The organism is Pseudomonas sp. 2835, assembly GCF_050435905.1.
GTDB lineage: Bacteria > Pseudomonadota > Gammaproteobacteria > Pseudomonadales > Pseudomonadaceae > Aquipseudomonas.
The window spans coordinates 1-13,186 of the sequence record NZ_JBNDLE010000002.1 but is presented as its reverse complement, the minus strand read 5'-3'; the positions used below and the strand labels follow the sequence as shown (position 1 = coordinate 13,186).

The 13,186-nt window shown below is 64.3% G+C and carries 7 protein-coding genes and 1 rRNA gene; 1 reads left to right on the top strand and 7 read right to left on the bottom strand.

Annotated elements, in window-relative coordinates; genetic code table 11:
* The first annotated feature begins 115 nt into the window (after window positions 1–115).
* Window positions 116–1,063: a LysR family transcriptional regulator gene (locus ABIE20_RS02020; RefSeq protein ID WP_045195818.1), complete on the top strand. Its 948-nt coding sequence runs from the start codon at window positions 116–118 to the stop codon at window positions 1,061–1,063.
* On the opposite strand, the gene ABIE20_RS02015 is transcribed toward ABIE20_RS02020, so the two are convergent.
* The 7 genes from ABIE20_RS02015 to rrf all read right to left on the bottom strand — a co-directional run bounded on the left by ABIE20_RS02015 (window position 1,064) and on the right by rrf (window position 13,011).
* The gene (locus tag ABIE20_RS02015; protein WP_429502998.1) at window positions 1,064–1,555 is read right to left on the bottom strand and encodes an OmpA family protein; all 492 of its coding nucleotides are present in this window, start codon (window positions 1,553–1,555) and stop codon (window positions 1,064–1,066) included.
* Between the two features lie 12 nt (window positions 1,556–1,567).
* A complete protein-coding gene (locus ABIE20_RS02010) occupies window positions 1,568–2,839 on the bottom strand; it encodes a diguanylate cyclase domain-containing protein (RefSeq protein ID WP_429502396.1) in 1,272 nt (423 codons plus the stop codon).
* Window positions 2,836–3,411, bottom strand: coding sequence for a YfiR family protein (locus ABIE20_RS02005; RefSeq protein ID WP_429502394.1), 576 nt, complete (start codon window positions 3,409–3,411; stop codon window positions 2,836–2,838). The genes ABIE20_RS02010 and ABIE20_RS02005 overlap by 4 nt, the downstream gene beginning before the upstream one ends.
* Window positions 3,412–3,524: 113 nt before the next feature.
* Window positions 3,525–5,606, bottom strand: a complete 2,082-nt coding sequence (recD, locus tag ABIE20_RS02000) for an exodeoxyribonuclease V subunit alpha (protein ID WP_429502392.1) — start codon at window positions 5,604–5,606, stop codon at window positions 3,525–3,527.
* On the bottom strand, window positions 5,603–9,292 hold the full coding sequence (recB, locus tag ABIE20_RS01995; RefSeq protein WP_429502390.1) for an exodeoxyribonuclease V subunit beta: 3,690 nt from the start codon (window positions 9,290–9,292) through the stop codon (window positions 5,603–5,605). Before recB ends, recD begins: the two co-directional genes overlap by 4 nt.
* The gene (recC, locus tag ABIE20_RS01990; RefSeq protein WP_429502388.1) at window positions 9,289–12,768 is read right to left on the bottom strand and encodes an exodeoxyribonuclease V subunit gamma; all 3,480 of its coding nucleotides are present in this window, start codon (window positions 12,766–12,768) and stop codon (window positions 9,289–9,291) included. The genes recB and recC overlap by 4 nt, the downstream gene beginning before the upstream one ends.
* Before the next feature lie 127 nt (window positions 12,769–12,895).
* A 5S ribosomal RNA gene (gene rrf / locus ABIE20_RS01985) occupies window positions 12,896–13,011 on the bottom strand.
* Window positions 13,012–13,186 lie beyond the last annotated feature (175 nt).

Sequence of the window (13,186 nt, the reverse complement as noted above, 5' to 3'; positions counted from 1 at the left end):
GTTAGGGAGAGATCGACGCCACCGGGTCAGCCACGGCGGGCGCTTGGGTCCAGGGCTTTTTTGGAGTATAGATGTGCAAACATCTAATAAGAACGCACATAAAAGCCGGACCAACATGCAAAAAAACATCACCTCCCTGGGGTCGCTGAACTGGGATGACCTGAAGTTTTTCCTCGAAGTGGCGCGTACCCGCAAAGCCAGCAGCGCGGCCAAACGCCTGGGCGTCGACTACACCACGGTGTCGCGGCGGATCAGTTCGCTGGAAGTGGCGCTGGGCACTCTATTGTTCGAAAAGTCGCGGACCAACGGCTTTGTCCTCACCGCCGAAGGCCAGCGCTTGCTCAGTTACGCCGAATCTATCGAAAGCACCCTGCACATGGCCTGCGAGCAGGTTTCCGGCTCCGGCGTAGCGCTGTCGGGGCATGTGCGCATGGGCTGCACCGAAGGTTTCGGCAGCTTCTTCGTCACCCCGCAACTGAGCCATTTCGTCGACGCCTACCCGGCGATCTCGGTGGACATCCTGCCGCTGCCGCACTTCATCAGCCTGTCCAAGCGCGAGGCCGACATCGTCATCGCCCTGGAACGCCCGGAACACGGGCCCTACGTGTGCTGCAAGCTGTGCGACTACCGCCTGCGCCTGTATGCCACCCAGGAATACCTGGACAGCCACGAGCCGATCACCCGCAGCAGCGACCTGGCCCGCCATCAGTTCATCAGTTATGTCGACGACCTCGCCTTCAGCTCCGAGCTCCTGTATCTGGCCAACCTGATCCCGGCCGCCAGCGCCAACCTGCGCAGCACCAGCGTGATCGCCCAGTACGTGGCCGCCCAGCAGGGTCGCGGCCTGGCGATCCTGCCGTGTTTCCTGGCCGCACAAGACCCGCGCCTGGTGGCGATTCTGCCGGAGGAGGTCGAGATTACCCGGCAGTTCTGGATGTACTGCCGGGAGGACTTGAGGAAATTGAAGCGGATCACCCTGCTGTGGGATTACATCCGCGATGTCACCGAGCGCAACACCCCGCTGCTGATGGGCGAGTCGCGCGCGATGAGCTTTGCCGACTGATCAGTCGGAGGCGACCACGATCGATACCCGGCGGTTTTCCAGGCGCCCGGCGCGGGTGTCGTTGCTGGCCACCGGCTCGCTGCTGCCCAGGCCGCGGGTTTCGACGTTTTCCGGGCGCATGCCGACGCCGACCAGCACATTGGCCACGCTCTGCGCCCGACGCTTGGACAATTGTTCGTTATAAGCCGCGCGGCCCGAGGCATCGGTATGGCCGTCGACCCGCACGCGCTGGATGTTCACCGACAGCAACGACTTGCCAATGCGCTCGACGATCGTCCGGCTCTGGGCGTTGAGAGTGTCGACATCGCTGCCGAACAGCACTTTGCTCGACAGGCCGAACTCCCAGCCTTCATCGGTGAGCTGGAAGCCCTCCTGCTTGAGCAGGGCAATCTGTTCAGGGGTCAGCCCTTTGGGTGGCACGCTCTGGCAGCCGCCCAGGGCGAACAACGCCAGGGCCAGGCAAATAAAATGAAAACGTAGTCGTTGGCTCAGGTGAATCACGGTTCAGCTCCTGTTTTTTACGTGTTGGACAGAGCGCTCCGTCTCTGCCATTTGCCCCTGGCCACGCAAGTTGCGCTTGGCCTGATACATCGCCGCATCAGCGGCATTGAGGAGATCGGACGGATTCCCGCCGTCGTCGGGAAAATAGGCGATGCCGATGCTCAGCGAAGTGACGATGATCTGCCCTTCGCTCAGGCGGATCGGCAGTTTCATGCTGGCGGCAATCTTCTCGGCGATTCGCAGGGCGTCTTCGCGTGCGTGCAGTGGCGCCAGCAGCACGGCGAACTCGTCCCCGCCCAGACGGGCCACCAGGTCATTTTCACGAAGCTGCGCGCGTACCCGGGTGGCCACGCTGATCAGCACTTCATCGCCAGCGGCGTGGCCAAAGTTGTCGTTGACCTCTTTGAAGTTGTCGCTGTCGAGAAACAGCAAGGCCAGGTGCTCATTGTGCTTTTGCGCATTGCGCAGGGTGCGGCTCAGGCGGCCTTCGAAAAACGCCCGGTTCGGCAGGCCGGTGAGGCTGTCGTGGCTGGCCTGGTGGGCCAGGCTTTCGTTCTCGCTCTGCAGGTGGCTCTGCCACGACTCCAGCTCGTCGAGCAAGGCGTTGAAGTCGTTGCCCAGTTCGTTGAGCTCGGCGATCTGCGCCGGCGGCACACGGCGGTCGAAGCTGCGCTCGCGGCGCGCGGCGTGGGCGACATTGGCCAGGCTGCGCAGCGGCCCGACGATGTCGCCGAACATACGCCGCGACAGGTACAGCGCACTGAAGGCACTGAGCGCCGTGCACAGCAGGATCCCGGCCAGGCCGCTGAGCAGAAAGCGCACCAGGCTGCCGCCCTGCCCCACCAGCTCGATGCGCCCGACCTGCTGGCCCTGGTGCAACACCGGCAGAATGATCGGCTCTTCCAGCAGGCTGCGGGCGATCAGTTGCTCGGTCTGCGCCAGCAAGCTGCTGTTGTTGCGCTGCCAGCGGGCCAGCAATTCACCGTTGTCATCGAAGACTTTGACGTCGGCCACCTCTTCAGCGGCGGCAATCAGCGCCAGCGCTTCATTGGCCGCGCCGGCGTCGTTGAACACCACCGCCGCTTCCACGGTGTAATTGATCGAGCGGGCAATCAGGTGCAGGTTGTGATTGGCGTAAACGCGCAGGGCCAGCACGCCGAGCAGGGTCAGGGAGACTCCGGCAAGGCCGACGGCAAGCAGTGCGACGCTCAGGTGGCGACGGCCAAGCACGGCACGCAGGGTCGGGCGCTCGCGCCCCTTGCCAAAGCCGATCATGGTTGTGCCGCCCGCCGCCGCGAGAGCTGCAGCACGCTGGGGTGAATGCGCACGCCGCTGCGCGCCACCGAGTCGAGGTTGACCTCGAACGCCACCTGGCGATCACTGACCCGCAGGCAGAACAGGCTGCCGACCGTGCACGGGTCGTCGGCCTCGCTCATGCTCAGTACCGGATGACCGCTCAATGCGCTGAACAGCCGGTTACGTTCGTCCTGGCTGAGCTTGCCGATATAAATCGCATCGCATTCGTTGGCGATACGCGGGTCGCTGGCCAGCAAACGGCGGACCAGCACCGGGCGGCCGGTGGCCTGGGTGGTGCCCTTGACCAGGTCGTCGGCGTATTCGGTCGGGCCAATCAGGCACAGGCGCAGTTGTGCCGGCTCGACCGGCCAGCGTGCATAGCTGAGGATACCCAGCACGACCTGGGTGACCGCCTTGGCCCGCTGCTCGGCCAGGTTCGACGTGACCTCAGCCGCGGCACCGGCCTGCGCGGCGAACAGCAACAGCATCGCGGCCAGCAGCGAACGCGTCAGGCTCGTCACACGTCCCGATGTCGGGGCGGCCACATTCATGAAGGAAATCTCTTAAAACCACGCAGGATGATGCCGCAACGATAGCACAGAGGCCGATTTTCCAGCGAGGGAGCAGCCCGCCGGCGATCCGGTAAAAGGCCGAATCGCCGTGCTTAAACCTGCTCCAGCATCAGCCCCGAGATGCGCTTGACCTTGCGCCGCACCGCGTCCTCAAACACGCCCTGGCGCGGCTCGATCAAACTAAAGCAGGTCTTGGCCCGGGTGATACCGGTGTAGATCAATTCCTTGGTCAAAACCGGGTTCAGGGCGTCTGGTAGCACCAGCGCAGTATGGGTGAACTCCGAGCCCTGGGACTTGTGCACGGTCATGGCGAACACGGTTTCGACTTCGTTGAGCCGGCTTGGCAGAACGAAACGCACGCCGCCGTGCCCGTCGTTGCGGGCAAAAGCCACACGCAGCACCTGCTGGCCCTCATGCTGCTCATCGGGCAGGCGCAGGGCGATGCCGATATCGCCGTTCATCAGGCCCAGTCCATAGTCGTTGCGGGTCATCAGCACCGGACGGCCCTCATACCAGGGCTGCTCACTGTCGATCAGCCCGGCAGCGCCGAGTACCCGGCTGACCCGCTGGTTCAAGCCCTCGACACCCCAGGGGCCCTTGCGCACGGCGCACAGCAACTGGAAAGTCTCAAAGCCCTGCAGCACCTGCATGGCCCAGGTCTCCCAACGCGGGTCATCCACTGGCGTGCCGAGCGGCGGACGCTGCTGGCGGATGGTCTGCAGATAGCTGCGATAGCCCTGGGGGCCATCACCGCCGCGACCCAGACCTTCGAGCAGCAAGCGATCGAAGTTACGGTCCTGTTCGCCGCGCAGGCTCAGGGCAAACACATCGTCCTGTTTCTGGTTGAGCAAGGCCCGGGCCTGATCGGCCTCCTGGCGGTTGACCAGGCGGGCCAACTGGCCGATGCCGCTGCCTTCGCCAAAACGCCGCGAATAGCGCAGCATCACCACTTGCTGTGCCAACGGGTATTGCGCGGCGCTGCCAGGCAGCAGCTCACTGCCAGCCAGGGTTTCACCACTGACCTGCTCGAGCCAGGCCTGGGTCTCGGTGCTGTAGCGCCCGGCTTCGGCATCGCGGCACAAGTCACCGAGGACTGCACCGGCCTCGACCGAGGCGAGTTGGTCCTTGTCGCCCAGCAGCACCAGGCGCGCATGGGCCGGCAAGGCGCCAAGCAGATTGGCCATCATCTCCAGGTCGATCATCGAGGCTTCGTCGACCACCAGCACATCCAGCGGCAACGGGTTGCCGGCATGGTGACGGAAATGCCGCGAGCCCGGGCGGCTGCCGAGCAGGCGGTGAACAGTGGAGACGTCGGTAGGAATGTTGTCACGGACCTCGGCAGCCACCGCCAGGCGCTCGACCTGCTGGGCGATGGACTCGGTCAGGCGCGCGGCGGCCTTGCCGGTCGGTGCCGCCAGGCGAATGCGCAGCGGTCGCCCCGCCTCCACCGCGGGCGCCTGCAGCAAGGCCAGCAAACGCACCACCGTGGTGGTTTTGCCGGTACCCGGGCCGCCGGTAATGATGCTGAAGGCACTGCGGGTGGCCAGGGCACAGGCAAGCTTCTGCCAATCCACCTGGCCGCTGGGAGCACCGCCATCGAACAGTTGCGCCAGCCGCGCAGAGAGGTCTGCCGGGGTTGGCTCGACCTGCTGCAAGCGCTCACGCAAGGCATTGTCGATACGTCGCTCGTAGGCCCAGTAGCGGCGCAGGTACAGGCGCTGGCCATTGAGCACCAACGGGCGCGCGCTGTCTTCACCACTGCTGCCGTGGGCCACCAGCCGACTGCGGCTCAGTTGCTGCAACCAGGTGTCGAGCGACAGGCGCTCAAGCAGTTGCGAGGGCAGCAGCAATGGCCCCGCCAGGGCGTCACCCTCCGGCGGCAGCGACAGGGCGAAATCAGGCTCGGCCAGGGTTTCACCCAGGTCCAGGCAGACATGGCCGTGGCCCAACTGATGACTGGCCAGTGCCGCCGCCAGCAGCACCAAAGGCTCGCCGCCCGGGTCGCGCTCACCGAGGAAACTCACAAAGGCCCGGTCCAGGGCACGCAACCAGCCACGCTCGACCCAGCGATCAAGCAAGGCCAGCAGGTCCGCGCCCTTGCTCAGCGGCTGCAGCGCCGCCAGGTGGCCGGCATCCAGCGGCGTCGGCAACAAGTCGTCGAGGCTACGGCTCATGGTGCGTCTCCGAAAAACAGGTCGTGTTGCTGCGGGGCGCTGACGCCACGGAACAGTGCATCGAGCTGCTCGATCAGCTCACGCGGTGGCTTGACGAAATAGAGGCCACGGGAAGCGGAATCGACTCCACGCAGGAAGATGAACAGTGCCCCGCCGACATGCAGGTCGTAGTCATAACCCGGCAGCCGCGCGCGCAACTGGCGGTGCAGGGCCAGCAGGTAGAGCACGTATTGCAGGTCATAGCGGTGGCTGAGGATCGCCCCTTCCATGGCCAGTTCGCTGTAGGCCAGGTCATCAGGCCCCAGCCAGTTGGATTTGTAATCTGCGACGTAATAGCGGCCGTCGTGTTCGAAGGCCAGGTCGATAAAGCCCTTGAACATGCCATTGAGCAGCGCCGGTTGCGCAGCCAGACGCGCGACGCCCTGATGGGTGTATTCGCACACCAGTTGGTCGAGCCGGCCGACATCGACCTTGTGGCTGGCGAACCAGAATTCCATTTCGATCTGGTACTGGCTGAGCTGGCTCAAGGACAACGACGGGCTGTCGGGCGCCAGCGCCATGGGCTGCGCAAGCAGTTGCTGCAACCACTGGCTGAGGGTCGGAATCCAGCCAGTCCAGTCGCGGCGGTTGCAGCGCTGACCGACGGTGCGGGTCAATTGCTCGGGGTCAGTGCTGACCTGGGCGAAGCCTTCGTGTCCGGCCCATTCGAGCAGGCCGTGGAGGAAGGTGCCGGGGTTCGGCCCGCGCGGGAAGCGGTGAATATCGCCGCTACCGGGCGTCACTTCTCGCAGCTGCTGCACGTCGGGCCGCTCGTCATCGAGCAGCTGTTGCGCCTGGGAGCTGTCGGCCGCCAGGGTCATGGCCTCTTCGCCGATGCGCAAGGCACTGTAGGAGGCGATCCACCAGTTTTCCGCAGCCCGGCGTTTGGGCTGGCGAGCGGGCAGCAGCTCGGCCTGGTTGCGCGGGGCGCTGTAGGCCTGTTCATCCGGCGCTGGCAACTCGATGCTGGCGATGGCCGGGCAGCCGGACTGCAAGGCCTGCAGCCAATCACCCAGTTGAGTCGAAGCCGCCAGGGGCGTGCCGCTACCCAACAGGTAACCCAGGGCCGAGCGATGCAGGGTCGAGGCCTTGCCGGTGCCGCGCTTGAGGTCGGCAACACCGAGCCAACAGGCATGCTGGGCGCGGGTCAGGGCCACGTACAGCAGGCGCAGGTCTTCAGCCAGGCGCTCGTCGTCGGCCAGGGCGATCTGTTCGGCATCCGGGGTCAGGGTCAGGTGCGCCTGGCCTTCGCCGTCGTGCCAGGCCAGTGGCAAGCGTGAGCCATCGACCGGCTTGCTGGTGCAGATGAAAGGCAGGAACACCAGGGGGTACTCCAGGCCTTTGGACTTGTGGATGGTTACCACCTTGACCAGTTGCTCGTCGCTTTCCAGGCGCAGGATCTGCTCTTCGCCAGCCTGGCCGGAACTGGCCAGGTGCTCGCCCAGGTGGCGAATCAGCGCTTGTTCGCCATCCAGTTCGGTGGCCGCCTGTTGCAGCAGTTCGGCCAGGTGCAACAGGTTGGTCAGCACCCGCTCGCCATCGCTGCGGGCGATCAGGACCTGCGGCAGATCAAAGTCATGCAGCAGGCGCCGCAGCATCGGCAGAACACCCTGGCCGCGCCAGATCAGCCGGTACTGGCGGAACTGCATGACCCAGCGTTCCCACACCCGTTCGTCCTGGTTCAATTGGGCCAGGGCGCTAAGCGGCAGGTTGAGGGTGATGCTGGCAAGTGCCGCCTTGAGCAGGCGCTCGGCGTCCGGCTCGGCGCAAGCCTTGAGCCAGGCCAGCAGGTCATGGGCTTCCTGGGCGGCAAACACCGAGTCCTTATCAGACAGGTACACACTGCGCACATCGCGGGCTGCCAGCTCAGCGCGAATCAGCTGCGCCTCACGGCCATCGCGCACCAGAATGGCGATATCCGAAGGCAGGCAGCCACGCAGCGACTGATCGGCGAGCAGGAAACCACTGCGCCCCTGCTGCCCGCCATTGAGCAAGGCGACGATCTGGCTGGCACAGCTGGCGGCCAGTTGCTGGCGATACACGGCGCCGGAAACCGGTTCTTCACTGCTCAACTGCCAGAGGTTGAGTGCTGGCACCGGCACGCCATCGACCTGCAACTGCTCGCTGCGGCCCTTGGCCTTGACCTCGAGAAACGGCACCGGGTTGTCGCTGCCGTCGCGGAACAAAAAGGCGCCACGACCCTGCTCGCGCACTTCGGCCTGCATGAACACATGGTTGACCGCCGTGACCATGGCCTGGCTGGAGCGGTAGTTGGTATCGAGGCTGTGCAGGCGCCCGGCCGTCGCCCGTCGAGCGCCCAGGTAAGTGAAGATGTCGGCGCCGCGGAAGGCATAGATCGCCTGTTTGGGGTCGCCGATCAGGAACAGGCCGGTCTCTCGGACGTTCTCTTCAATCCGATAGATGCGCTGGAAGATCCGGTACTGCACCGGGTCGGTGTCCTGGAATTCATCGATCAGCGCCACCGGGAACTGCTCACGGATCAGCCCGGCCAGGCGCTCGCCGGCATCGCCGTGCAGCGCATGGTCGAGGCGCAAGAGCATGTCATCGAAGCCCATCTCGGCGCGGCGGCGTTTTTCCTGTTCGAAGCGGGCGCCGACCCAGGCCGCAGCATGTTCGAGCAAACAGGCATCAGGCGTGGGCAGGCCCTGAAGCTGGTCGCGCAGCCCCTCCATCGCCTGCAATGCCGGGTGCGCTGGCGGTTCGCCCTTCCAGGCTTCGGCCATGCCGGCGCGGGTAAAGCGGCTGAAGCCGGTGCCCAGGTCCAGCTCCAGTGCCTGGTCGTCTTCGGCCCAGGCCTTGAGCTTTTCGCACCAGGGCTCGAAATAGCGTGCCTGCATCTTGCGTCCATCGACCTGCTTGGCGGCCAGACCATCCCGGCAGATCTGCAGCAACTCGCCAGACCATTGCGCCCAGGGCGCCTTGAGCGTGCGCAGCAGCTCGGTACGCTGCTGCAGCACCGCTTCGATCAGGGCCTGGGGCTCTTCTTCATCGCTCTCGATGCGCTGTCGGCCGAACAGCGCGCGCACCCGTGGCAACAAGGCTTCGGGGCTGACCCAATGGGCGCGAACCCAGGCCAGCGCATCGCCCTGCATGCTGTAGCAGAAGCGCCGCCAGTAATCGCGCATGACCTGGCCAAGCAGGTCGCTGTGGTCGGTTTCCAGGGTCTGGGTAAACAGGCTGCCACTGTCGAAGGCGTGCTCGCGCAGCATGCGTTGGCACCAACTGTGGATGGTCGACACCGCAGCTTCGTCCATCCATTGCGCGGCCACGTCCAGGCGATTGGCGCACGCTGCCCACAGCGACGGCTCATAGTCATCGCGCAGTTGCTCAAGCAAGGGGTCGGCTTCGCTCAACTCTCCACGGAAATACCGCGCAGCTTCCGCCAGGCGGGTGCGGATGCGCTCACGCAGCTCCTTGGTAGCAGCGTCGGTGAAGGTCACCACGAGAATCTGTGGCGGCAACAGCTCCCGGCCAAAGCCCTGCTCGCCGCCATGGCCGAGCACCAGACGCAGGTAGAGCGCCGAGATGGTGAAGGTCTTGCCGGTACCGGCGCTGGCTTCGATCAGCTGGCTGCCTTGCAGGGGAAAGGTCAGGGCCAGGGGGGCTGGGGCAACGCCAAGGCTCATCGAGCGCTCTCCTCTTTGCCCAGCGTCTGCCAGGGCGCTTCGAACATTGGGCGGTACAGGGCCTCGCACCAGCCTTCGAATTCTTCACTGGCACTGAGTGCCGCAAAATCGCTGAACTGCCGGGCCAGTGCGGTGCTTTCGCTACGCTCGCCGAAGGTGTTCTGGCCATCGCCGTCGTAGGCCTTGGTTGCCGCCGCCAGGGCCTTGTCTGCATCGCTCTGGGCCAGCCAGGCAAAAGCGGTTTTCACCGCCACCGGCAATGGCGCGTTCATCCCTGCTTGGCGGGCCAGCAACAGGTCGCCCAACAGCTCGGCGGCGCGGCTCTGCTCCAGCGGCGCGAGCAACAAGGTGACATCGGTGGCGACCACGGCACTGTGCAACTTGAGGCCTACCGCGCAGGCTGCCAGGTGCATGACCCAGGTCGGGGTCAGACGGTGCCACTTGAGGGTGCGGCCACTGCTGATGCCATTGGGCAAGGTGGTGATGGTGAGCAACGACTCTTCATCGCGCTGGTAGACCCGGCCCAACCAGCCTTCAAGCTTGAGCTGGCGGTACTCGAAGCGGATCGGCACGGCGTTATCCACAGGCAACGGCCATTGCTCCAGCAGCTGTTGATAACGCTGGAGCAGGTCGGGCAACGGCTCGATCAGTTCAGCCTGCAGGCATTCACCGAAACCTGCCAGCGGCAGCAGCCCGTAGCCCTGCAGGCGCCGAGCCTGGGTGGTCAATGCCCGCTCGCTGTCTTGCGGATCGGCAAGGGCTGCTGCCAGCAGGCTTTCGCTCAGGCTATAGCGCTGCAGGGCATCGAGAACAAAGGGTTCTTCATCGGCCAGGGGCGCTTCCACCGACTCGAAGAACACCTTCAAACGCTGGCTGAAGAAGTGCCGCACCGGATGGCGAAGAAAGTCCTGCAGCAAGGTCAGGCTCAACGGTTCATCACTGCTGTAGGGCGGCAGCTCATCCTCAGGCTTGAGCTGTTGTTCGCCAGGCAGATGCAGGGTGCGCCACTCACGGGCATAGCTGAACAGGCTGCTGCCCTTATGAAAGTAGCGGGCGCTGAAAGGCTGCAATGGATGCTCGACGGTCAGCGCATGCAGCAATTGTTCGCCAGCATTGAGCTTGCCACCCTGCTCGGCGCCCGCCAGTCGCCACCCCGTCGCCAGGTGATCACGTAACTGGCCGATCAGCACCGAGGCCGGCCGTTCGCTGTTGTCGCGGATGCTGCGCCCGACCCAACTGACGTACAACTGGTCACGGGCCGACAGCAGCGCCTCGAGCAACAGGTAGCGGTCATCCTCGCGCCGTGAGCGATCGCCCGGGCGGTAATCACTGCCCATCAGGTCAAAGTCCAGTGGTGGTTGCGCGCGCGGATAGTCACCATCGTTCATACCGAGCAAGCAGACCACCTTGAACGGAATCGCGCGCATGGGCATCAAGGTGCAGAAGTTTACGGAACCTGCGAGAAAGCGCTGGGACAAGCGGCCCTGGTCGAGCCCGGCCAGCCAGGCTTCACGGACCACGGTGAGCGGCAGCAAGTCTTGCAGGCCGACCGACTCGCAGGTCTGCAACCAGGTCTCACGCAGGGTCTGCAGTTGCACCAACAGATAGTCGTCATGCTCGGTTTCGGCGAGGAAGAAAACCTGCAGCAAGGCATGCAGGCGCTCGCCCCACTGGGTAGCGGTTGCTGCTTGGGAGAGCTGCTCATGAGCGATTTCCAGGGCGTCGAGCAGTGCCACCAACGGGCCGATCAAGGCCGCATCCAGACCGCCGATTTCATCGAACGGCTCGATACCGTCACAGCCTTCGCCGACACCGACGGCGTAACCCAGCAGCATGCGTCGCAAGCCGAATCGCCAGCTGTTCTGTTCAAGGTCCGCCGGCAAGCCGAGACCGGCCCGTTGCTCGGCGTTCAGCCCCCAGCGAATGCCCGCGCCTTCGATCCAACGGTGCAGGGTCGGCAGGTCGCTTTCCTTGATCGCGAAGCGCGCGCGCAAGGCCGGCACATCGAGCAGATCAAGGATCTCGCTGACGGCGAAACGGCTGTCGGGCAACTTCAGCAGGTGCTCCAGGGCAATCAGCAACGGGTCGCGGCCACGCTGGCCCTGGTCGGTCAGGGTGAAGGGAATGAAGCGTGGATCGTTGCGGTCGAGCTGGCCGAACACGGCGCGGATGTGCGGCGCATAGGTGTTGATGTCCGGGAGCATGACGATGATGTCGCGGGGGCGCAGCGCCGCATCGGCGCTGAAGCGGGCGAGCAACTGGTCGTGGAGGATTTCCACTTCACGTTGCGGGCTGTGGCCGATATGAAAACGCACCGAGCGATCTTTGCCGGGATCGACGTCAGGCCACAGCTCGCGGGTTTCGGCCAGCGGGCGCAACTCGAGAATGTCGTCCTGCAACTGGTTGAGCAGGGTCTTGGGCTCGCTTTCGCTGAACAGGTCGATACGCCCGTCGCTGAACGCTGCGCGGTAACTGCCAGGGTCGTCGTAGCTGTCGAGCAGGTTGATGTAGTCGCGGCCCTGCTTGCCCCAGGCAGCCAGCAAGGGATGGGCGTGCTGGTGCAGGGTTTCGGCGTCGATCAGGCTGGGCATGCCCTGCTTGCGTTGCTGGCGCTTGTACTGATGGCGCAGCAGGTCCTTGTCGGCGACGATGTCGGCCCAATGGTGGCGGCAGGGGTTGTGCACGCAGAGCAGCACCTGGCTGAAACGCGCCAGGCCGGCGAGGGCTTCCAGCGCCTGGGCAGGCAACGACGAAATACCAAAGACGATCACCCGGGACGGCAAGCCAGCGGGCGCCTGTTCCAGGCTGTTGATCCGTTCGATGAAGCGCTGGTGCACCCCGGCACGGCTCTGGGCCATGCCCTCTACGCCGACATCCAGCAATAAGGCGCGCCACAGCTCGGCCTGCCAGCAGTTGGCGGGCGGCAGCGGCTTGGATTCGCCACGGGCGGTATTGAGCACATGACGGCCAGCGGCCCAGTCCTTGAGCCAGTCGGCGCGATACACCTGGTACTGGTCGAACAGGTCGGCCAGGCGCTCGGCCAGCTGGTAGCGCTTGCGCAGGTCGCTGTCGTCGGTGAGAAAGCGCTGCAAGGGCTCGAAGTGCGGCTTGTCGATGACCTCTGGTAGCAGGCGCATCAAGCGCCAGGTCAGCGGCGCCTTGTCGAGCAGCGACACCTCGGGGATTTCTTCGCGGCCCAGCACCTTGCGGTACAGCTGCCACATGAAACTGCCGGGCAACTGCACCTCGACCGCCGCAGCGATGCCGCAGCCGCCCTGGTCGTCATCCTCAGGATCTTCGGCCAGGGCCAGCTTCAACCACTGGGCGATACCGTTGCTCTGCACCAGGGCGATTTCGTTTTCCAATGGTGCCAGCGGGTAACGCCGCATCCAGCTCACCACCAGGCTGCGCAGTTCATCCAGGCGGTTGCCGTGAACCACCATGAAACCTGGTAGGAGTGGGTTTGCGTGCGGCATTGGGCATCCTTGAGGCTGTGCGGGCAGAGGGAAACCTTATCATGCTCGGCGAGCCTGACTGTGTTGTGCAACAGCCAGAAAGACAAAACCCCTACCTGCATGCGCAGATAGGGGTTTCGGAATTTAATCTTGACGATGACCTACTCTCACATGGGGAAACCCCACACTACCATCGGCGATGCATCGTTTCACTGCTGAGTTCGGGATGGGATCAGGTGGTTCCAATGCTCTATGGTCGTCAAGAAATTCTGTTGCCAGAAGGTCTTGTTAGACACTCCAGCGAATCGGGTATGTGATGTTTGTGAGTTACAAATCTTCGGCTGTGCAGTCTTCACAACACCGCAATCTGCTCATTCGACGCAAATTGCTTGGGTGTTATATGGTCAAGCCTCACGGGCAATTAGTATTGGTTAGCTCA